This window comes from Chroococcidiopsis sp. SAG 2025, from assembly GCF_032860985.1.
Lineage (GTDB): Bacteria > Cyanobacteriota > Cyanobacteriia > Cyanobacteriales > Chroococcidiopsidaceae > Chroococcidiopsis.
Map to the genome: position 1 here is coordinate 4,438,638 of NZ_JAOCNC010000001.1, position 21,259 is coordinate 4,459,896.

General features: G+C 44.7%; 19 protein-coding genes. 11 read left to right on the top strand and 8 right to left on the bottom strand.

Translation table 11 applies throughout. The annotated features are described in order from the left end of the window. The first annotated feature begins 50 nt into the window (after positions 1 to 50). Entirely contained in the window at positions 51 to 857 is an 807-nt protein-coding gene (locus tag N4J56_RS21570) for a hypothetical protein (RefSeq protein WP_317108303.1), read from the top strand. Between the two features lie 29 nt (positions 858 to 886). Here the strand turns inward: N4J56_RS21570 and N4J56_RS21575 are convergent, their stop codons facing one another. Beyond that, on the bottom strand, positions 887 to 1,690 hold the full coding sequence (locus tag N4J56_RS21575; protein ID WP_317108304.1) for a DUF1206 domain-containing protein: 804 nt from the start codon (positions 1,688 to 1,690) through the stop codon (positions 887 to 889). A gap of 50 nt (positions 1,691 to 1,740) precedes the next feature. On the opposite strand from N4J56_RS21575, the gene N4J56_RS21580 reads away from it, so the two are divergent. Next, entirely contained in the window at positions 1,741 to 2,064 is a 324-nt protein-coding gene (locus N4J56_RS21580) for a DUF4157 domain-containing protein (protein WP_317108305.1), read from the top strand. A gap of 28 nt (positions 2,065 to 2,092) precedes the next feature. On the opposite strand, the gene N4J56_RS21585 is transcribed toward N4J56_RS21580, so the two are convergent. Together N4J56_RS21585 and N4J56_RS21590 are read right to left on the bottom strand one after the other, a co-directional pair. After that, positions 2,093 to 3,139, bottom strand: a complete 1,047-nt coding sequence (locus tag N4J56_RS21585; RefSeq protein ID WP_410500365.1) for an AI-2E family transporter — start codon at positions 3,137 to 3,139, stop codon at positions 2,093 to 2,095. Between the two features lie 132 nt (positions 3,140 to 3,271). Further along, positions 3,272 to 5,332 carry an ATP-binding protein gene (locus N4J56_RS21590; RefSeq protein WP_317108307.1) on the bottom strand — a complete coding sequence of 687 codons (2,061 nt, stop codon included), beginning with the start codon at positions 5,330 to 5,332 and terminating at the stop codon, positions 3,272 to 3,274. Positions 5,333 to 5,756: 424 nt separating this feature from the next. On the opposite strand from N4J56_RS21590, the gene N4J56_RS21595 reads away from it, so the two are divergent. From N4J56_RS21595 to N4J56_RS21625, 7 genes are all read left to right on the top strand, one after another. Continuing rightward, positions 5,757 to 6,077: a hypothetical protein gene (locus N4J56_RS21595; protein WP_317108308.1), complete on the top strand. Its 321-nt coding sequence runs from the start codon at positions 5,757 to 5,759 to the stop codon at positions 6,075 to 6,077. A 126-nt stretch (positions 6,078 to 6,203) separates the two neighbouring features. Continuing rightward, positions 6,204 to 6,659 (top strand): hypothetical protein, encoded by a 456-nt coding sequence (locus N4J56_RS21600; RefSeq protein WP_317108309.1) that lies wholly within the window; start codon positions 6,204 to 6,206, stop codon positions 6,657 to 6,659. 81 nt (positions 6,660 to 6,740) lie between these two features. After that, a complete protein-coding gene (locus N4J56_RS21605) occupies positions 6,741 to 7,559 on the top strand; it encodes a hypothetical protein (RefSeq protein WP_317108310.1) in 819 nt (272 codons plus the stop codon). Between the two features lie 41 nt (positions 7,560 to 7,600). After that, positions 7,601 to 8,233: a hypothetical protein gene (locus N4J56_RS21610; RefSeq protein ID WP_317108311.1), complete on the top strand. Its 633-nt coding sequence runs from the start codon at positions 7,601 to 7,603 to the stop codon at positions 8,231 to 8,233. Beyond that, the gene (locus N4J56_RS21615) at positions 8,233 to 8,640 is read left to right on the top strand and encodes a hypothetical protein (protein WP_317108312.1); all 408 of its coding nucleotides are present in this window, start codon (positions 8,233 to 8,235) and stop codon (positions 8,638 to 8,640) included. The genes N4J56_RS21610 and N4J56_RS21615 overlap by 1 nt, the downstream gene beginning before the upstream one ends. Positions 8,641 to 8,645: 5 nt before the next feature. Then, positions 8,646 to 13,472: a translocation/assembly module TamB domain-containing protein gene (locus N4J56_RS21620; RefSeq protein ID WP_317108313.1), complete on the top strand. Its 4,827-nt coding sequence runs from the start codon at positions 8,646 to 8,648 to the stop codon at positions 13,470 to 13,472. 356 nt (positions 13,473 to 13,828) lie between these two features. Then, the gene (locus N4J56_RS21625; RefSeq protein WP_317108314.1) at positions 13,829 to 14,371 is read left to right on the top strand and encodes a hypothetical protein; all 543 of its coding nucleotides are present in this window, start codon (positions 13,829 to 13,831) and stop codon (positions 14,369 to 14,371) included. Positions 14,372 to 14,397: 26 nt separating this feature from the next. Here N4J56_RS21625 and N4J56_RS21630 read toward each other — a convergent pair whose 3' ends face one another. From N4J56_RS21630 to sppA, 3 genes are read right to left on the bottom strand one after another with little or no spacing between them, the layout of a single operon-like run. Next, the gene (locus N4J56_RS21630; protein WP_317108315.1) at positions 14,398 to 15,477 is read right to left on the bottom strand and encodes a hypothetical protein; all 1,080 of its coding nucleotides are present in this window, start codon (positions 15,475 to 15,477) and stop codon (positions 14,398 to 14,400) included. Between the two features lie 33 nt (positions 15,478 to 15,510). Next, positions 15,511 to 15,990: a hypothetical protein gene (locus N4J56_RS21635; RefSeq protein ID WP_317108316.1), complete on the bottom strand. Its 480-nt coding sequence runs from the start codon at positions 15,988 to 15,990 to the stop codon at positions 15,511 to 15,513. Between the two features lie 15 nt (positions 15,991 to 16,005). Further along, the gene (gene sppA / locus N4J56_RS21640; protein ID WP_317108317.1) at positions 16,006 to 16,953 is read right to left on the bottom strand and encodes a signal peptide peptidase SppA; all 948 of its coding nucleotides are present in this window, start codon (positions 16,951 to 16,953) and stop codon (positions 16,006 to 16,008) included. Between the two features lie 61 nt (positions 16,954 to 17,014). On the opposite strand from sppA, the gene N4J56_RS21645 reads away from it, so the two are divergent. Further along, a complete protein-coding gene (locus tag N4J56_RS21645) occupies positions 17,015 to 17,224 on the top strand; it encodes a hypothetical protein (RefSeq protein ID WP_317108318.1) in 210 nt (69 codons plus the stop codon). A 1,030-nt stretch (positions 17,225 to 18,254) separates the two neighbouring features. After that, positions 18,255 to 19,358, top strand: coding sequence for a phosphate ABC transporter substrate-binding protein PstS (gene pstS, locus N4J56_RS21650; RefSeq protein ID WP_317108319.1), 1,104 nt, complete (start codon positions 18,255 to 18,257; stop codon positions 19,356 to 19,358). A gap of 99 nt (positions 19,359 to 19,457) precedes the next feature. Here the strand turns inward: pstS and pstB are convergent, their stop codons facing one another. Beyond that, the gene (gene pstB, locus N4J56_RS21655) at positions 19,458 to 20,291 is read right to left on the bottom strand and encodes a phosphate ABC transporter ATP-binding protein PstB (protein WP_317108320.1); all 834 of its coding nucleotides are present in this window, start codon (positions 20,289 to 20,291) and stop codon (positions 19,458 to 19,460) included. A gap of 41 nt (positions 20,292 to 20,332) precedes the next feature. Beyond that, positions 20,333 to 21,226, bottom strand: coding sequence for a phosphate ABC transporter permease PstA (gene pstA, locus N4J56_RS21660; protein ID WP_317108321.1), 894 nt, complete (start codon positions 21,224 to 21,226; stop codon positions 20,333 to 20,335). Between the last annotated feature and the right edge of the window lie 33 nt (positions 21,227 to 21,259).

Below are 21,259 nucleotides of genomic sequence, written 5' to 3' on the forward strand. Positions count from 1 at the left end.
AATCGAGTATTCTATAAAGCGATAATTTTGAGAAAAAATTCTGTATAACGATGAATAAACTTAGTCACAATTGTATTCCTAAGTGCGAGTTCGCCTGCGATCGCAATTTAATTCAAGCTTTGTGGAATAATGGAGCAATTGCCTTGTTGCTCTTAGTAGGTCTGACTGCTTGCAATATGACTAACTCGGATGGTTCCAACACTGGCACACAGATAAGTGAAATTACCGATCGACCTAACGCCAACCTCATAGGTAAGACCGTAACTGTAAACGGAGAAGTTGAAGAAGTCATCAGTTCAAAGGCATTTATTATTGAAGGCGAGCGTTTCTTTAACGATCCAGAGTTATTGGTTCTAAATTTGAGTGATTCTCCTATAGTTAATGATAGTAACATCCAAGTGACAGGCACGATTCGCCAATTTTCTAAATCCGAAATTGAGAATCAGTTCGATTTGAATTTGGCTCAGGAGTTAGAAGTAAAATTTAAGGGCAAGCCCGTACTTATTGCTAAAGCAGTAGTCTTAACACCAGAACCTGGTGAACTTGCCGAAGAACCAAGCCCGTTTATGGGCAAAACCGTAACCCTCAAAGGTAAAGTTGAAAAAGTTATTAGTCACAATGCATTCACGCTTGATGATGAAGAATTTATTGGTGGTAAAGAGTTACTGGTCGTTGGTACTATGCCAGCTATAAGTTCGATTGATGCGGGCGAAACCGTCCGCGTGACTGGATTAATTCGCCAGTTTGTTGCAGCAGAGATCGAGAAAGACTTGGATATTAAGCTACAATCTGGGCTGAAAGTAGAATATGAGGGTAAAGCTGTAGCGATCGCTCGGTCTGTCGAGATTGTAAAGTAAGATAAACGAAGCGATCGATTACAGTCTCATCAAATTCTAATCCGTCGATACCGTGCCAGTATCAGCAAGTGGATGGCATAAGCAACAAGACCAATAGCGATAATACCCAAAAGCATCCGACCGAATGGTTCTTCTGCTAGCGTCTGCAACGCCCCACCTAACCCAGTAGCTTCGTCTGGGTCGGACTGAACGGCGGCTTGAATCAAGAGAAGACCGATAACACCGAAAGCAACGCCACGCGCTGTAACACCAAATCTACCGATGCCTATCGCCCATTTTACCCCAGCGGTACTCATTTTAGTTAGTTGAAGCCGTTGGCGGAATTTAGGAGTAAAGGCTACATACGCAAAAGAAACGCCTATACCCAGCACGACTACTCCCACTATCCCCAGTAGCCATTGTCCGAAAGGTTGTGCTAGCAAACGTGCCGCCCAGTCTTGTCTCCAACTACTACTATGACTTCCCGTGCCAGCAATAATCTGTATGGCAGTAACGGCTAAACCTGCATAACTCGTGCCGCTAATTGCATAGCCAAGGCGTGGGACAACTCTCTTTGCCTGACTACCTTGATGCTCAGGATCTACGAACGCTTGAATGAAACGCCAAACTGCATAACTAACAAGTCCTACAGCCACTACGATTAGCAAAAATTTTCCCAATGGCTGTCTCATAATTAATTGGAGAGCATCATTCGTACCAGCCGCCTCATCACCAATGCCAAGCGCCACAGGCATTGCTAGCAAGCCGACGATTAAGTAAACCACTCCTTTAATCGCATAGCCAAACCGTGCTATCTGCTCAATCCACGAGTTATCTGTATTGAGCTTTTGCATACTTTGCCACACTACCAATTAATCTTAACACCTACAATTCTCCACGATTTTTGCACTGTTTAGAGCTAGGCTTAGTCGATGCCGTTGCTCAAACTTATTGTCGGCGGATTTATATAGAAGACTCATACAAACCTAGAGATTCTCGTCAACTGGCATTACTAGCTCACGAACTCGTACACTCCAGACAATGCCAGCAGTTGGGTGGTATAAGTCAGTTTGGCTATCATTATTTCAAGGAATACAAAAAGGCAGGTCAGAATTATGCAAATAACATCATGGAGAGCGTAGCTAATAATTTTGAAAACCAATTTGCTGGATGGCTTTCTCAGCAGTTAGCAGTTGAGCGAATAGAACCAGAACTAAAAGTCTATTAATCTGAAATTACCTAATACGTAGCCATACTTATAAGTCTGCCTGCATTTCTTCAATTTCAAAAAAACTAACGATTATACCTGTAATTGGAATTGCTAACAAGACTCCTACTATTCCTGCAATTCTAGCGCCAACGAGTATGGCAAAGAAGACAACTACAGGATTAAGATTGACTGCATCTTGCATGACTTTAGGAGTAATTAAGTTATCTTGAATTTGCTGAAGTACAATGCAAGTTACTAAAACTTTTAAGGCTAGCCAAATACCTTGAGATAAAACAATTAAAGAAACTATACCAATTCCTAGTATTGCTCCAATTCCAGGTATGAGATTGGCAAATCCAATAGTAAGTGACAAAATCAATGGAAATGGTACTTCTAATACCAAAAAAGCCACAAAACTAGTAAATGATAAAAATAAAACTAATACGAACTGACCTTTAATGAAGGCTAAAAATTTACGTTCAACTAGATTAGAAAAAAGCTCGTGCGATCTTACAGGTAAAACACTGAGGATAAAAAGCCAAAGTTTCTGCCCGTATAACAACATAAAAAAAGTCACGGCAGCTATGAGAATAAGAGTCAGAAAATTGGTCAAGAATATTTGTGAATGCGTCAAAGTATAAGTTAACGATCTAGTGTAAAACACTATAATTTCTTGTTGCAGTTGTCGCTGAATACTCTGCAAGTTGACCTGCATATTCCAACGCTGTATAAGATTTTCTAATCGATCTATCGATGGCAAAAGGGAAGTTAAAAACGAAGTTATGCTTTGAATAAGCTGTTGGGCTTGAGAGAAAATAGATATGCTGGCTACAAATATCAAACTAGTAATACTCGTAAAGCTGAGTAAAAAGACCAAAATAACTACTAGAGCGCGAGGTAAAAAACGATTGATCCAACGGACAGGATAGCTGAGTACAAAAGCTAAAATTGCCGCAAATACAAAAATAAAGATGACAGTTTCAAAGTAAGATAGAAGCTGTAATAAAGCCCAACCAGAAGCAAAGAATAGTAAAAAGCGAACTAACACCGAATTATTAATTTGACTCCACAAGATTTTTCTCGGCTCCCTCATATACTATTTAGAATTGACGATTTAGTATTGGCGATCGCGTATCCCGTATTGTGCTTCCTTTCAATCCAGGATAGATTTCAATCGTGGAAAAGTGGTGGAGAACTCGGTAATTCGATCTGAATACAAAAAACTTTAAAGTCGTTCGCTGCTTTGAGCAAGGCTGGCAATAGCCGCAATCAATTCATTTGGATCGACTGGCTTAGTTAGATACAGTTGAAAGCCTGCTTGCATAGCCTGCGATCGATCTTCTTCCCTAGCATAAGCTGTCAATGCGATAGCCCCAATTTTCACTCCTGTTTCCGCCTCGATTTGTTTCACATGACGGCTCAGAACGTAACCATCCTTATCTGGCATACCTATATCGCTGACTAGTACATCGGGTTTTGAATGTTCTAAAATCTCTATTGCTTCATCTACCGAGCCAACAACCGTGACTTCTGCTCTACTCTCTTCTAACCATGTGCTAATTAATATTTGCGCGTCAGCTTCATCATCTACCACTAGAATTCGTAAGCGATCGAGAGGTAATGGGTGAGTAGTGAATTCGGAATTATCCTCGTCCCCTTGTCTCCTTGTCTCCTTGTCCCCCCCTCTTGTCTTTAATAGAGGCAAAAGTACCCTAAATGTTGCCCCATGTCCTTTCCCTAAGCTCTCTGCCTCGATTGTACCGCCGTGCAGTTCTACAAGATGACGGGCGATCGCTAAACCCAATCCTAGTCCCTTATGCGCCCTCGTACTTGCACTATTAGCTTGACGAAAACGATCGAAAACATACGGTAAAAAGTCGCGATCGATCCCTATACCTGTATCGGTGACTTGGATTTGAGCAAAATTTGGGGAGTCGGGAGTCGGGTGTTGGTCTTGGGCAGTATTTTTGACATTTAACTTTTGACTTTTGACTTTTTCCAGCCGCACTTCTACCCTTCCACCTTCAGACGTGAACTTGATGGCATTTACAAGTAGATTCCACACCACCTGTTGCAAACGGTTTGGATCTCCCCAAATTAGCAGTGATGAGTCAGCAGCCCGACTCCCGACTCCCGACTCCTCACTCCCGATCGATCGGTCTTGCACGAACTCCAATTCAATTTCTTTAGCATCGGCTGCTGGCTGCACGGCTCGTATAGCGGCTGCAATGACTGAAGCCAGGTCAACGGTACCGCAATTGAGCGAGAGATCCCCCCTGACAATACGGGAAATATCGAGCAGATCGTCAATCAGTTGCATCTGCAAATTGGCGTTGCGTGCGATTGTCTCAACTGCTAGAGCAGCTCTAGACTCGTCTAGCTTTCCTGCTTCTAGCATCCCAGTCCAACCGACAATCGCTGTCATTGGGGTGCGGAGTTCGTGAGAAACTATTGCTAAAAACTCGTCCTTTGAGCGGTTGGCTGCTTCTGCTGATTCTCGTGCTGCTTGTTCGCGCAACAGTAATTGCTCCCGTTCTTGCTCAGCCAGCCTGCGCTCGGTCAAGTCCTGCACAATTTTGGTAAAACCGTATAGATTGCCGCTCCGATCTCGTAAGGGAGTAATGATATCGTTCGCCCAAAATAGCGTACCATCTTTACGGACGTACCAGCGATCGTTTCCAGACATACCGTTGGCTAATGCTGTCCTCAGTTCTTGCTCAGGGTAGCTACGCTCAATTACTTCCGGCGGAAACAGACACTCCCAAGATTGACCGACGATCTCTTCTTCCCGATAGCCAAAAATACGCTTTGCCCCAACATTCCAATTGATAATAGTTCCGTTTGGATCTAGCATGAAAATTGCGTATTCACGCACTCTTTCCACCATCAGGCGGTAACGCTCTTCACTTTGGTACAGTCTTTCCTGATTTTGCTGCAAAAGAGCGCGATCGCGCACTGCTCGCCGTTGGGCAGAGCGTAACATTGCATTAAGCCAAACGATCAGTAGTGCCACTAATACGAAGTAGCCTATCCTCATCAGGCTGTGCTGATTTGGAGTTAGAGTATAAATCGGTGGTAGAAAGAAGTATTCGCTAGCTAAAGCACTCAAGGCAATTGACAACAGTGCTGGTCCTATACCCCCATACCAGGAACTAATCGCTACAGCAGAAAGAAAAAATGGGTAAATGGTTGGTTGAAGCTGCCACCACAGCCATTCTGTGAGCAGCATTGCTACTACGGTGCTTAGGATAGCAATGCTATAACGCAGTAGTTGGGGGCGTTTCAAGTTCTACCTCTTTTTCAGTGACCAGTGACCAGTGACCAGGAACCAAAGTAAACACTCGTAGCCCAAAAAATGCTATGCAATTGCCAGTGCTAACTGACAACTGGTAACTGTTTGCTGATTCAATCTTCTTTCTACCCAAGTTTTCCACTTTTATACCCTAGCTTTAGACGTAGACAACCAAACTGGAGTTCCTGTATAGAAACCTACAAACTCTATGCAAAGTAAAAATAATTTAGTACAAAAACAGACGCGATCTGTTGTACTAAATACTGTAAGTTTTGACTTTTCAAGAATAGCAACGATAGTAACTATGAGCGGTTGAGTTTCAATTTTGACTACACCTCTAGTTCGATAGCTCAGCCAGCTTCAGATTGCAAAACACAATAATTGTTCGCGACTCCTTATCATTCAGGAAAGCCATTCAATGTCTAAACAACTCATCTATCTGACATTGCCAGCGATCGCCGAAGTCATTGAATATGTTTTAGTTACAGATCCCTATCATTTCTATCAAAATTTCTTTTTCATTCCTGAATTACAGCAAAAGCTGATTGCGGATATTATCAGAAAAATCCGCGATCGCTACATAGTTTTGATTGACGATACTCAACTTTCATTCAATGGCTCCACTACTTCTCTGTCCTCACAACAGTGGTTAGATATGAAAGAGATCGTTCAACAGAGCATTTATCATCTTCTTCAAGAAAACCGTTGCAATTGGGAGCAACAATTGGGCGGTAAGTGAAGCTATGCCGAAGGCAACTCTGCAAATGTTGGAATTGAATTGCGTGAGAAAAGTGGCGGGGAAATTGATCGCTAGTTCTTACCCTTTCTAATTGTGTATTATTACCCTCTTTAGTAGGAGATTGAAATGATGATAACTGAAACTGAAATTATCAGTTACATTTCCCAACAGCTTTATCAACGTGTAGAGCAGATGAAAGAACAACGGGGTTTAAACTCCATTGCTGATGCTGTGAATGTCATCCTAGAAGACTACTTTGGATTGGATTCGAGTCAAGCTACTACCAGCGAAACCCTCACAAATATGGTGGAAGACTTAAAGGGTGAAGTTACCGATTTGAAAAGGCAGGTTACACAATTACAGCAAAATTTTACCAGCGATCGCCCAAATCAATCTAGTCATACAAACAGCGAAGGCGAGTTATTGACTAGAAAACAATTGGCCAAACGATTAGGAGTTGAAGAAACGGCGATCGAACGACACGAAACTGATGGTAAGGAATTTGTGGAATGGTCGAAAAGCAAAGATCCCGAACGAATTTCTTGGAGATATGCAGGAGCTAACCTGTTTCGGCGCATTTAAAGTTAGTCTTTTTGAGTTCTCCACTAGTTTTCCACTATTGAGATTTATCTTCAAACAGTAAACTTTAAGGAGAATATTTCAATGGTAGGCAGACAAAATAAAGACTCGCTTGCATCTAGCAGGCGCTTGGGACAGGGTAACTTCATCTCTAAGTGGCACAATCGCGGCGCAATTGCTCTGTTATTTTTCCCCGTACTGCTGGCGGCTTGCTCCCAACCAGAACCACGCGCCACCGCTCCCGAACAAGGTGCAACTGTAGAAAATGTAGCCGAAGAAACGCAGCAGTACGTCGGGAAGACGGTGACTGTCGATGGCGAAATCGCCAGACAAGTTAGCACAAAAGCATTCATCATCCAAGACAAAGAATTCTTAGGCGGCGAAGACGTGCTAGTTGTCAGTGCTAAAGAAGCTCCCATCATCCCAGATACTTTCGCTCAAGTTACGGGGACGGTGCGCGAGGTGACGAATATCACCGAAATCGAGAAAGAGTACGGTTTCGATCTCGATCCACAGTTAGAAGTGGAACTGAGACAAAGACCGATTATCGTTGCTCAATCGTTTGCGCTCAAACCTGACTTGGAAAAAATTACTGATAACCCCGTTCCATTTTTAGGCAGAACAGTCACGATTGAGGGCGAAGTTGAAAGAGCCATTAGCCCAACTGCATTTATGCTCGATAATGATGAAGTTCTGGGTGAGGATGACTTGCTAGTAGTAGGCGCAAAGTCTGCGAATAACATTAAAGAAGATAGCCGCGTCCAAGTCACGGGAACCGTGCGTAGGGTAACAACAAGGCAGTTAGAGCGGGAATTTAACTTAGGTCCAGCTCAGGAATATGAGGTGTACGTCAAGAAACAACCTGCGATCGTCTCTCAAACAGTTCAAGTTGTACCGCAGTAGTCCGCAGACGAGCATAGCGAAATAATCAAAAGGAAGACTGTATGATGCATTTCTCCTCTGCCTATGCAGCGATCGCCGAGCGGCTGGCATCTTTAGGCGTGAAACCTCAATACATTACTGAGCTAGATTCAGCAACGGTAGCATTACGGGCGGTTGCTAAATATCTGCATGGCAAAGAACTGCGATCGGGCGGTATTGCATCACCGCTTGCAGCTACCTTTTTAAATACTCTCAGCCAACTTCCCAGACAAGTTATCAATCCTTTGACCACTTGGGCAGGTTGGTTAGATGCATCATCACCATCAGTTGTCAATAGCATTCGAGAAGAAACTATCTCTCACTGGGTTGTTAGCCAATATCCCCAACGAAACTATCCTGCTGCCATCATTGGCTCTACTAATGGTGCTGCCGTGCATTTGTGTGCCGCACTTGGTATCCCCTGGTTGCCGCAAACAATGCTAAGCTGTCTGCGTCACTCGGTCGATCCCGACGAACCAAGACAAGAGCTGGAATGGGCTAAAGCACCAGTCCAAAGACTGCTGGAAAGAAACCCTAACTTGGCTGTATATCAAATGCACGATCCCAACCAGGATCGCTTGAAAGACCGAGCGATCGCCTCTTGGTGGAGTCGTTTGTCTATCTCCAGCCCTGGTGGGCGTTACACCTTAGGTTAGTGCCATTTTGGACGGTGTTTAACGATCGCATGTCAGCGGAACGACTCGAAGAATATTTGAATACTGCCAAGCCATACGACAAGATTTACGCTAACCTATTCTCAAATGGTCTTCACGCCCTCGATCAGACTTCAATTGATGAATGGCGGTCTATTCTAAATCGTGGTGGCGATTGCTGTCAGTTCGTTGGGGTTAACGAGCAGAAATATCCTCACGATCTTGCCTCATCGATTCGTCACTACACTCAACTGAAAAAACTGCATGGGCGTTATCCCATCCCAGAACCGTTAACGCTAGACCAACTGGATGCATTTTTAGCGCAAGCAGGCGTTAGCGAAGCGAGCGCGGAGCGATCTCGATATCCGGTGCGCTGGTTGGAAGTTCGGAACACATCCCTCACCCCATAGTTCAGATGATACAACCGCCACCACAACGAGAACGAGAACATCGAGAGCGTCATTTCCGGCTGCTGCTGTTAAAACGTACTGGCATCACTTTAGGGGTAATACTGCTGCTGGGCGTTGTTGGTGGTGCTTGGTGGGCTTGGGTTTTTCTCAACCAAAAACTAGTGCCACTCGTCGAGAGTAATTTAAGCCAACTCTTAGGGCGACCTGTAGAAGTCGGGCAGTTAGAAAGTTTTTCGCTTTCGAGTCTGCGGTTTGGCTCCTCGTCAATCCCAGCCACCCCTACAGACCCCGATCGCATCAGAGCAGAAGCAGTTGTCGTCAACTTCGATCCTTGGCAATTATTATTTAACCGTACCCTAGAATTAAATGCTACTCTTGTCCAACCTGACATTTATATCGAACAGGCGAAAAACGGTGCTTGGGTTGATACTCGAATTAATCCGCCTCAAGGTGGTTCCGGTTTGATTCAAACTGAACTAGAGACAATTCGGGTACAAAATGCCGACGTGGTTTTGGTTCCCAATCCCAGACCTGGCAGCCCTCAAGGTGCAGTCACGCTAGATAGTGTGGGTGGTGTTGCCCGATTTTTAGACCAAAATCAACGGATTCGCTTTGAGCTAGCTGGTCAGCCGACGCGGGGAGGCAAATTAGAAATTGCAGGTGAAACTCGACTTCCAGGCGGAAAGACTACAGTTGCAATTCAAGGGCAGAATTTACAAGCAGCCGATCTGAGCCGTTTAATTGAATTACCCACTCGGTTGCAAGCGGGTGAAGTCGAGAATGCGAACCTCACGGTACAGTTCCAACCAGGACAAGAACAACCGCCACCAATTACAGGCACGGCTACCATTCGCAATGTCACGGCTCAAATTGAAAATATTCCCCAAAAATTTACTAATACTACCGGACAACTGAAATTTCAAGGACAGGCGATCGCGCTAAATAATCTGAGTACGCGCTACGGCACAATTCCAGTAGAAATTAATGGCTCGCTGAATACGCTTAAGGGTTACAATCTCACCGGACAAGTAGAAGCAGTCAGCGCCCAGAACGTACTCGATACGTTGAATGTCGAATCTCCATTTCCCGTAGCAGGGAAATTACAGGCAGATATTCAATTAAAAGGAGCGATTAGAGAACCAGTGTTGACAGGAAACGTCAGCACGATAGACACGGCGCGGATCGATCGCATTCCATTTAAAAATATTGCTGGTAACTTTCGCTTAACCACAGCCCCAACGACAGCAAAAATTAGCTTTAGCAATCTTCGCGCTACCCCAACGGCGGGGGGTCAAATTACAGGTGATGGTCAAATCCTGCTCGGAGACAAACCGCAACTTGGCTTCGATTTTCTGGCTCAAAATCTACCAGGAAATGCGATCGCCCAACTCTACGGTACTTCTCCCCCATTTAAAATTGGCAATGTTTTAGCTACTGCTAAAATTTCTGGCACTCCTGGCAACATACAAACGGTAGCCCAAATTTCTGCACCTCAAGCTACCTACCCTGGTACGGCAGAAGTGGCAATTACCAACGAGGGAATCGTGCGGCTGCGAGATTCTACCTTTAAGGTTGCAGGTGGTGTCGTTGAGGCTACAGGTGAGTATGCCAAAGGAAAGTTTGAGGCAGTTGTTGATGCTACAGGCATCGCCCTTAACCAATTCTCGCCTCAATTGCGCGGACAACTGAGTGCGAGTAACCTACGTATATCGGGAACTTCTTTTGCACCTGAAGACATTCAAGCACAGGGACAGGTGCGCTTTTCCCAAGGCTTAGCCGTCATCGAGCAACCGCTAACAGCGCAAATTCGTTGGAATGGGGAACGAATTATCGTTCAAAAAGCAACCGCAACAGGATTAGTTGCGGATGGTACTGTCGGGGTACGCTTGCTGGGAGCAAATGCACCGCAAATCACAGGTTTTAATCTAGACGTGCAGGCGCGGGGTTATGATTTGCAAAACCTCAACCTCGATATTCCTGGTAATATCGCTCTGGTAGGACAAGCTGATTTCACCGGGCAGGTAGCGGGTACGCCAGAGGCTCCCAATGCTGTAGGAGATCTGCGGTTGCGAAACTTAAGTGTCAATAACATAGCGTTTGACCCAGTTTTAGCAGGAAAACTCAATTTCCAGGCGGGACAAGGAACACAACTACAAGTTGCTGGCAAGGAAGATAGGATAGCCTTTACTCTGGATGGCAACAATCGCCCCACGTCATTTTTGATTAGGCGAGATCGAGCAGTAGCAACAGGTAGAACTCAAGGAGAAAACCTATTAGTTGATGTAAAAAACTTTCCCGTGACTGTGCTACAAAATTTAATCGGGCGCGATCGCCTCAAACAAATCGGTGCGATCGCGGGGGAAGTATCGGGCAATTTAGCGATCGATCTTGCCGAGAATATCATTGAGTCTACCGTAATTGGGGATGTGGCAATTACTCGACCCAGCGCCGGTAGATTCACAGCCGATGCATTTAGAGCCAGCATCCGTTATGAAGGCGGCGATTTCAGCTTAAAAGCTGGCGAGTTGCGTCTAGGTGATAGCCGTATAGATCTAAGTGGCGATTTACAAGCAGGTCAAGACCGCAAATTCCAATTTCAAATTGACTTCGATCGCGCCAGAATTCAAAATGTCTTACAAGCACTGAGTATTTTCGAGCTACAAGATATTGCGGCAGGATTGCAATTGCCCGACTTAGCAGGAGCAGAGGCAGTTCAACCCGTGTCAGTCGGCTTGCCAAATGCTTCTTTACTCAAGCAGTTGCGGCTGTTCTCGGAAATTAGAGCGTTAATCGCACAACAGCAACAGCAGGAACGAGCATCGGCAACATTACCACCACTTTCAGCCTTAAACGGTACAATTAGCGGCGAAATTGCTGTAAGCGGAGCATTAGCACCTGGTTTACAGCCATCGTTTGATGTTGACTTTGAACTACTCGGTCAAGATTGGCAATGGGGGACTTATACAGTTGATGAAGCAATTGCCAGAGGGACTTTTGAAGATGGCGTTTTGACGCTATTACCCTTGCGGCTCGATCTCGGTGACGGAGCGATCGCCTTTACCGGACAACTAGGAGAGGAACTTTCGGGACAATTGCGAGTCGTCAGCGTACCTGTAGCAACCTTACAACCTTTTCTAGACCGCTTACCGCAAGCATTACCATTTGATGTCACCGGACAGTTAAACGCCCTCGTCACTCTAGCAGGTAGTTTGGAAGATCCCCAAGCGATCGGCGAGGTAGCACTGGTGGAAGGCAGCTTGAATCAACAACCGATTCAAGCTGCTCAACTCAGCTTTGACTATAACTCTGCACGGTTGAGTTTTGCCAGCGATGTGTTGATATCTGGTACTCAACCAGTTGAGATTACAGGTAATATCCCTGTCGCGTTGCCTTTTGCCTCTGTGCAGCCCGATACTAACCTTCTTAGCATCCAAGCAAACGTCCAAGATGAAGGTTTGGCGCTGTTAAATTTATTTACTAACCAAGTCACTTGGCAAGAAGGGCAAGGGCGACTGAATGTAGCCGTACAAGGGACTCTAAAGCAGCCAAAGGTGACGGGAAATGTCGTTGTCAAGAATGCCACATTGAAAGCTCAGGCATTACCCGCACCGCTCACGGATGTGACGGGAACGATTCAATTGAATGGCGATCGCATTGTCATCCCAGGCATCAGCGGGCAGTACAACGAGGGGCAAGTCACGGCTGAGGGAGTTTTACCGATTTTTGCCGATCGAGAAACAGATAATCCCCTCACGGTGTCGCTAGACGATCTAGATGTTGCTTTAGAGGGCATTTATCAAGGGGGAGTCAGTGGCAATGTTGTCATTACAGGTACGGCATTCGAGCCTGACATCGGCGGGAAAATTGAATTAATGAATGGTGAAATCGCCTTGGGAGGCAGGGAAGCAGCGCCTTCAGCAAGTGGCGCAACTCCTACTAATACGCCAGCAGCCAGCAGTGCAACTAACGCTACTCCAGACAGGTCGCCGATAGAATTAGCAAATCTGGGGTTAGTTTTGGGCGAGGATGTGCGCGTCACCCGTCAGCCCATCCTCAGCTTTGAGGCAGCAGGCGATTTAACGATTAACGGCACGTTAGATAACCCGCGTCCCCAAGGAGTTGTCAAGCTCACAGGCGGACAAGTGAATTTATTTACGACTCAATTCACCCTAGCGCGTGGCGAAGAACAGACAGCGCGGTTTACTCCCAAAGGCGGTTTAGACCCGATTTTAGATATTCAACTGGTGGCAACTGTACCGGAAACCACTGGCAGCCTCAGAATTCCCACCTCACCTTTTTCAGGAGAAATTGCCGACGTACCGACAACAACCAATTTCGGTACTCTTCGCACGGTGCGCGTGCAAGCAGCAGTAGAGGGACCTGCGAGCGAATTGGCAGAAAATTTAGAATTAACTAGCGAACCCAACCGCAGCGAACAGGAAATTATTGCTTTATTGGGAGGCTCTTTTGTCAATACTCTGAGTCAGGGCGATCCGACTTTAGGACTTGCCGCGATCGCTGGTTCTACTCTCTTGGGCAATCTGCAAGATAATATCGGTGAAATCGGACGAGCGATCGGCATTGACGAAATTCGCGTGTTTCCGACCATCGTTACCGACCAAACATCAGAGGTTTCGGTACTTGGTTTGGCTGTAGAGGCAATTTTCGATATTACAAACGATCTGTCCGTATCGCTATCGCGGGTGTTTGCTGCCGACGATCCATTTCGATACAACTTGCTCTATCGACTCAATGACCAAATTCTCGTCCGAGCTTCCACGAATTTTTCTGGCGAAAGTCGAGCGGAAATTGAGTACGAAATGCGGTTTTAGGAGAAATTCAAATAGAATTCGGAATTCCAAGAACGCTCTGTATCGGAGCCTTGGAATGATTATGCCAGAGCATTTTTTTATTTCATTAATGAATCTAAGATTAAGTTTCTTTAATTTTGACTTTTAACTTTTGACTTTTGACTTGTTTCGGTCAAGCAATATGAAAAAAATCAAATACATTTTCCTCGGTTTACTATGACTAATTGGCGCTCTCCTGCTGTGGGGATTGCTAGAACCATACATAATTGATACAGAAGAAGAAGTAGCTATAATTCCGAATCTTCCTAGTGCTTGGCAAGGGTAGAGAGTCGCAGTTATTGGCGATCCCACTTATGCTGTTTTGGGCAATCACGACTATGCCTTGGCTTCTGAGAAAGATTCTCCAGATCGATCGCTGGCTACCAAACTCACAGCAAGAGCTGGAAACTGTTGGCGTTCGAGTCCTGCAAAATCAAGCTGTGACACTAACACTGCCTACAAATCGCGATCGCCCCTCGATCGCAGCAGCAACTACACCACCCTTATATTTGGTAGGCATAGGTTCGCACTGGGCAGATTGCGATCGCCCCGCAGTTGCCCTCGCGCAAGTGCCGAACGAAGCACCTAGATTTGCAATGATGCATCATCCCGATTCGTTTGCTAAATTTCCGCCCAACACTGCACCGATAGCTGTAGCAGGACACGCTCACGGCGGACAAATTCGCTTACCATTCTTGCCAGGGCTAACTTGGTTGTCTTACGTAAAAGATGATGAGGTCTACGCCGACGGCTGGATTGACGGCTACGGAGAGCCAGGAAACCATCTCTACGTGAATCGAGGCATCGGTTTTAGTCTCGTTCCGATCGCAATTAACTGTCCGCCGGAAATTACTTTTTTCACTCTGCGGCAAAGCCGTTAGCTGGCTGTTACACATGACTTTTGGTATTAGCATCCATATCCAGCACCATCGAAGACTTGGTTTAATCGCTCGTTTTCGTATTCATAGATGCCATAACTAGTGGCTTCGTAGCCATTATTTTGAACTATAACTTCCTCTACGCCGTCTCCATTCACATCTACAGTACCGATGAGGTCGTAAGCCGGACTGTTACTCGCTTCTACAGGTGGTTCGACACTGTAAGATTTCCCTTGACTCGAAATTACTTGTGGCTGCTTGTTTTTGTAAGTTAACCACACGGTAGCATAGACAGTGGTAGCAGCTTTAGAGTTTGCCCCTTTTCTTACCTGTCCGAAAACTTCTGGAGAACCATCGCCATCGAGATCGCGAACGGATATTTTATCGATCGCAATTGTGGAGCCGACTTTGATGTTTTGAGTATTGGGAGATTCAGAAATTGCAGATTCAGCCGCCGCCAGTAAATCCCGTTCGTACCGTTCTAAATCGGCTGGGTTGGGATTGGGCTTTTGAGTTGGGACGGGATAGTAGTGATGCAGAGCGATCGCCAAGCGCCATGATTCATCTACTTTCTGACCGTTGATAAAGCCACTCGTACCGCCAGAACGTTCTTGGGCAATCGCGTTGTAGATATCTGCGAGCGAGCGGCGATCCTCAAATTGCCCTTGTCCTACTAGTAGAGAAGAACAGGCAAATTGACTCACTGTCAATTGTTCGACTTCAAAGTTACCAACTTGGCGATCTTGATTAATTATGGTATTTTTCTCGACTGCATTTAAAAAACTCTGCTGTCGTTGATTTTTAATTAACTGTTCTGAACTAAAATTATTTCTGATTAAAAGAGTGACATCATCGCTCACATCTACATATTCGTCATCAATATAGAAAGCGATCGGATAAATTTCTCCGCGATATTCTTGTTTGAAATTATCTCTTTTAACTAAAAACAATGCTAGTAAGTTAGTCTGCTCGGCTTGCTGCTTCTGTGCGGCTATGCTGGAATCCGAAGGCTGAGCAGACTTAACTGGAGGATTTTGAAGAGTTTGACAAGCAGCGATCTCTCCTAAAAAGAATAAACTTACTAAGTAAAAAAATCTCTGTCTAATCATTTTTCCGAGCGTGAGTCTTTTCGAGTCAAAAGACTATTTAAAGTAATATCGTAGCAAAGAAGCCCCTAGCCAAGCTCCTACTATAACAACATAGACAAATAACACGACTCCAACTGGCTTGAGTGCGTCACAGATTACAGCGGCAATGCTAATCGCAAAAGAAAATAAGTTTCCCAAAGCAACAGACCACTTACTGGCAGCGATCGCGGGAGCAGTTAGAATTAACGGTGCAAGTCCAGCCGCAATCGCCTGCATGGTGTTGCTAGCATCGGCTCGTCCCCCTAGCAACTGTGCCAACAAATTAACCGCAGCAGATAGCCAAAACCATCCTAGCAATCCGGCAAAGGCAAAGAGTAAAATAAATCCAATCGCACCACCAATACCCAATCTAGCCGTACCTGCTGCATTTAGTGCTAGTACGAATACAATTAGCAATCCAATTGCGATCGCTACGGGAGCAGAAAATCGAGCTGCCGTTGGTCGAAAAAATGTAGTGTAGAGAGAATCCAACATAATTTATCCCCACAATTATTCCCACAGCGCCAGCGGAATCTTCTGCCAACGAGCCATTTGCAATTCTCTCAAATTAGGAATAAATCTATTTGTCACTGAGGAAAAGGAAATTCCTAAAGAGTCGCGCCAACCAGGGGAAGAGTAATTGCGAACAGTTGGTTCTCCAGAAATTTTTGCTAATTGTGCTGCTTTCATCAGAGCATCGTGGGTATTTCCTAGAGAATCCACTAACTTGACTTGTTGCGCTTGCGCGCCTGTAAATATGCGTCCGTCTGCTAAGGGTTTGAGTTGTTCGAGCGAAATCTTGCGTCCTGCAACTATAGCATCGAGGAATTGCTGGTAAGATTCCGTCACAATTCCCTGTAAAATTACTTGTTCTCTTGCTGAGAGATCTCGAAAAGGCGAGAGAATATCTTTATACTGACCGCTTTTGATATTACCTGTTTCAATCCCCACTTTATTCAGTAAGGGAGAGAGATTTTGAGTCCGAATAATGACCCCGATCGAGCCAGTTGTAGTTGCAGGATTAGCAACGATGTGGTGAGCGGCACTAGCAACATAATAACCGCCGGAAGCTGCCACATCTCCCATGCTGGCAACAATTTGAATTGGAGTTTCATTACGAGTCCGCATTAGCTCGTTGTAAACTGCTTGAGAAGCAGCCGCAGTCCCGCCAGGGCTATTGATATGCAATAAAATTGCTTTTACTCCATCTTTACGAGCTTGGCGAATCGATTTAATAATGGCGTTCGAGTTGGAGTTGTCTACACTTCCAAAAGGTGTTGTAGGTTCGTCGCTAATCGTCCCGTAGATTTCCAGTAAAGCTACCTGGGCTGGTGTACCTGTTCTTCCCATGCGATCGCTGGCAACTTCAGATGAGCGGGGGTTTCCTAGCCAATTACCCAGTGCTGCCAATAGACAAACAATTATCAGCACTAAGGCAAAAATTCTATCCCAGCGCACAATATTTCTCCTGGTTGCTTTTACAGCATTACCATCTTTGCTCTTATAAAAAGTTGCACCAATGAATGCTGAGTTTGCTCAGTGGACGGTCAATTTCATTCCGGCAGAGTGGACGCAAGTACGGAACCAGTGGGAGTATTCGCACGCGACACGTTTTGTCCTGCAACTGCTCGGCTTGAGTGCGCTTCTGATCTCCGTACTGAGTGAGACTTCAGCAAAGCGTTCCCCCAATCGAACAACCCCTAAGATGGCAAATTTAACCAGTTGCTAAGTAAAGTACGCTGCCATCACACTATGCTACTTTCTCTCAAGCGCAACAACTGATTGGGAGCGTCACGGCATTTTTAAATTCTCTAGTACCATTAACAGATCGATTAGAAGAATTTCTACTAAATCGCAATATACAGGTAAACTTCAATCTCATTTAGCAAGAGTTACAAAGACAAATTTTAGCAGCATACAGCACGACAATAACTTATTTTTTTCATGCATTCAAAAGTATTTTTTCGCTAATTTTATTACGCTTGTGTTAATTGCTGTCATTACTTTTTTTTTTATATTACTCGATGGACAAAGACTTTAGCTTTTCATTCTGAAATTTTTGCCTAAAAATTCACAAAACCGTTTTTTAGTATATTTTATCGCCAATTATTAGGCTTTATTCAAGCTCAGTTAATATTAATCCAATGGTCACTTTCTTGCTATACTTGTGGGAGCTAAAGTTGCAGGAATAGTAGGTATTTCCCTGTAAATTCCTATAGTAAGCGTAATTGTTAGCTTTTTGAAATTGAAGAAATGAAAGCAGAGCAATAGAGATAAAAGAAATATAAAAGAGTATCCGCTAATCGTTTGCCTATTTTTCCGCCTTGGTAAGTTAAATATTCGATCGCCAAAATTTAACCTCAATTTAACTTTATTTTATTGAAATATTATTGACTTTATATCATTGATGTTGTAGACAATAGCTATTTTTAACTGTTGCTATATCGTAAGAAATAATTCCATTGATACTTGATTCGCTCGAACTCTTTTTTTTAAGATGTTAATGTTTTTAGGAACTTGTTGACAGTTAGATATATCTTCTAAATAGAATTTGCTGAAACCTCCTCTGAAACAGACTTCAGCAATAAGTTTAGGGATTCGCTCGCTAGATGTACAATGTCGCGATCGCTCAACTCAAATTTCTCATACTTCCTAAAAAAATTAGTGAAAAGATTTGAGGCTATTCAGTCTTCCTTTTAATCGCAATCTATCGATCCGAGCGTAGACGTGACGTTTCTATCAAACACAAAAGAGACCTTATGCTGACTCAAATTTCTTCAATGCGACGAGCTTTTCTTCTACCCTTGATTGCTATCTCTTTGGGTACTACTGCTTGTCAACCGCCGAATACTGTTGAAAATACACCTACGGGTAATCCTGCTACCTCTCCAGCAGCAGATACCGGAGGAGGTGGAAATGTTAGTTTGACTGGTGCTGGAGCAACTTTTCCGGCTCCGTTTTACCAACGGTGTTTTGCCGAGTACAACCAAAAGAATCCAAACGTAAGAGTCAGTTATCAACCTGTGGGTAGCGGTGCTGGTGTAGAACAGTTTACTCAGGGAACTGTGGACTTTGGCGCTAGCGACGTAGCAATTACAGAGGAACAAAGGAAAAAGATCGAGCGGGGGGCGCTGACAATTCCCTTGAGTGCTGGGGCGATTGTACTTGCATACAACTTACCTAGTGTGGAAAAACCCATCCGATTGCCACGGGAAATTTACCCAGCAATTTTTACGGGTGAAATTAAGAATTGGAATAATCCAAAAATTGCTGAAGCTAATCCTGGTGTAAATTTGCCTGACTTACCGATTACAGTCGTCCATCGTGCCGATGGTAGCGGTACTACAGCCGTTTTCACCGAACACCTGAGTGAAATTAGCCCGCAGTGGAAAAGTAAAGTCGGAGCTGGTAAAACTGTAAGTTGGCCCGTCGGTATTGGAGCGGAAGGAAACCAAGGTGTAACGGCTCAGATTCAGCAGACCAAAGGAGCAATTGGCTATGTTGAATATGGCTACGCTTCGGAAAATAAGCTTCCTGTAGCTACCTTAGAAAATAATTCCGGTAATTTCGTCGCACCAACGCCAGAAACATCAGCTAATGCCTTAGAATCGATCGAACTACCAGAGAACTTGGTTTCTTTTGCTAGAGATCCTCAAGGAGAACAATCTTATCCAATTGTGACTTACACCTGGCTGCTAGTTTACGACCAATATCAAGACCAACAAAAAGCCCAAACCATAGAAAATGTGGTGAACTATGCATTGAATGAGTGTCAAAAATTCAGTGCAGAGCTAGGCTATATCCCTTTACCAGAGGGAGTTGTCAAAAAAGTCGCACCAACCGTAGAGCAAATTGCAAGTTAAAGTGAGTTTTGTTTAAGGGCGAAAACCTCGCCCTTATTTTTTGATTTTTAACTTTTGACTTTTGAATTTTTCTGACGATCTATTCTATTCGTTCTTTGCTTAACCAAAGCGACCGCTAACGTACTCTTTAGTAGATGCTTGCTGAGGACTGCTAAAAATTGCTTCGGTTTTGTCGTACTCCACTAAGTAACCGAACCGCTTGCCGTTTTCTCCTGCTTCAGCATTAAAAAAAGCAGTAAAATCTGACACTCGCGCTGCTTGTTGCATATTGTGAGTCACGATGATAATCGTGTATTCATGCTTCAACTCGTGGATCAGTTCTTCTACCCTCTGAGTAGAGATTGGATCGAGGGCAGAACAGGGTTCGTCCATCAAAACGACTTCTGGCTTGAGTGCGATCGCCCGCGCAATACACAAACGCTGTTGTTGTCCGCCAGAAAGGGACAAACCATTGCTTTTGAGTTTATCTTTGACTTCATTCCACAATGCTGCTTTTTGAAGCGATCGCTCGACTAATTCATCCATATCGCCCTTGAAACCGTTCACTCTAGCACCGTAAGCGATATTCTCATAAATTGATTTGGGGAAAGGATTTGGTTTTTGAAATACCATACCAATCCGCCGTCGCACTGCAACTGGATCGATTTTGGCTGCATAAAGGTCTTTGCCACGGTAGATTACTTTACCTTCTACCCGACAACCATCAATTAAGTCGTTGAGTCGATTGAAGCAACGAATCAGCGTACTTTTACCGCAGCCAGAAGGACCAATAAAGGCAGTGACGCTGTTTTTCAAAATGTCCATAGACACCTGTTGCACTGCTAAAGTGTCGCCATAGTAGACGTTCACTCTTTGCGTGCGTAATACCGTATCGTTTGGATCGGCTGGCACTGGTTGAGCCAAGCGATCGTCGGTCTGGTTTCTAGAGTACATAATAATTGTGGGGAGGATAGTGAGTTGTACGAATCAGCAGATTAGTAAGTCGATTTACTTGCTACCCAGCGAGCGAGGATACTGGCAAGCAAAATCAAAAGCACTAGGATTAAAGAAGCTGCCCAGGCAATTTCTTGCTGATTTTGATAAGGTACGGCAGCAAAGTTATAGATCAAAACAGAGAGGGTTGGGACTGGCTCCCAGATACCTCTGGGCCAGTATTGAGAGAACAACGCTGTAAAAATCAGCGGTGCAGTTTCTCCCGCCGCACGGGCGATCGCTAAAGTCACTCCGGTGGCGATCGCCCCCATAGCCGCAGGCAGTACTATTGTTAACACGGTTTGAAAATTGGAAGCTCCCACCCCGACTGATGCCCAGCGCACCTCTTGCGGTACGAGCTGCAAAGATTCATCGGCAGTCCGTACTACAATTGGCAACATGAGAATGGCAAGGGCAAAGCCTCCCGCCACAGCAGAGTAAGTATTGGTAGTCAGAACGATAACGCCATAGGCAAAGATACCGACGATAATAGAAGGAACCCCACTCAAGACGTTGGTGGCAAAACGAATCCACCTGGCTATTCTACCAGAGCTAAATTCCGATAAATAAACTGCTGCTAACACGCCGAAGGGAATGCTAATTGCAGTAGCAATTCCAACCACAATTAACGTTCCTAAAATTGCCGGAGCAATACCCCCACCCTCTTGTAACGCTACAGGGATCGAGCCTGTAAATAATTCTAAGTTGAGTCGATTTGCGCCTTTAACAATGACAAAGCCAATTACCAAAAACAATGGTAGCAGAGCGACTCCTAGTAATAGAAATGCTAATACTGTCAGCGCCAGTCCAATCGCCGTTCGGGGAGTAGAGTAGGATCGCTCCATTTGAGGAGTGGGAAATTCATCGGCATTGTGATTCTCAAAATTTGTTGCCATTAGCTTTATTTTCTCCTTGATGAGCGATCGCTT

Coding starts and splice junctions, on each gene's coding strand:
- N4J56_RS21645 (WP_317108318.1), top strand. CDS start 17,015: ATGAATGCTGAGTTTGCTCAGTGGACGGTCAATTTCATTCCGGCAGAG.
- N4J56_RS21595 (WP_317108308.1), top strand. CDS start 5,757: ATGTCTAAACAACTCATCTATCTGACATTGCCAGCGATCGCCGAAGTC.
- N4J56_RS21575 (WP_317108304.1), bottom strand. CDS start 1,690: ATGCAAAAGCTCAATACAGATAACTCGTGGATTGAGCAGATAGCACGG.
- pstB (WP_317108320.1), bottom strand. CDS start 20,291: ATGTACTCTAGAAACCAGACCGACGATCGCTTGGCTCAACCAGTGCCA.
- N4J56_RS21605 (WP_317108310.1), top strand. CDS start 6,741: ATGGTAGGCAGACAAAATAAAGACTCGCTTGCATCTAGCAGGCGCTTG.
- N4J56_RS21570 (WP_317108303.1), top strand. CDS start 51: ATGAATAAACTTAGTCACAATTGTATTCCTAAGTGCGAGTTCGCCTGC.
- N4J56_RS21610 (WP_317108311.1), top strand. CDS start 7,601: ATGATGCATTTCTCCTCTGCCTATGCAGCGATCGCCGAGCGGCTGGCA.
- N4J56_RS21620 (WP_317108313.1), top strand. CDS start 8,646: ATGATACAACCGCCACCACAACGAGAACGAGAACATCGAGAGCGTCAT.
- pstA (WP_317108321.1), bottom strand. CDS start 21,226: ATGGCAACAAATTTTGAGAATCACAATGCCGATGAATTTCCCACTCCT.
- N4J56_RS21585 (WP_410500365.1), bottom strand. CDS start 3,139: ATGAGGGAGCCGAGAAAAATCTTGTGGAGTCAAATTAATAATTCGGTG.
- N4J56_RS21635 (WP_317108316.1), bottom strand. CDS start 15,990: ATGTTGGATTCTCTCTACACTACATTTTTTCGACCAACGGCAGCTCGA.
- N4J56_RS21630 (WP_317108315.1), bottom strand. CDS start 15,477: ATGATTAGACAGAGATTTTTTTACTTAGTAAGTTTATTCTTTTTAGGA.
- N4J56_RS21600 (WP_317108309.1), top strand. CDS start 6,204: ATGATGATAACTGAAACTGAAATTATCAGTTACATTTCCCAACAGCTT.
- N4J56_RS21625 (WP_317108314.1), top strand. CDS start 13,829: ATGCCTTGGCTTCTGAGAAAGATTCTCCAGATCGATCGCTGGCTACCA.
- pstS (WP_317108319.1), top strand. CDS start 18,255: ATGCTGACTCAAATTTCTTCAATGCGACGAGCTTTTCTTCTACCCTTG.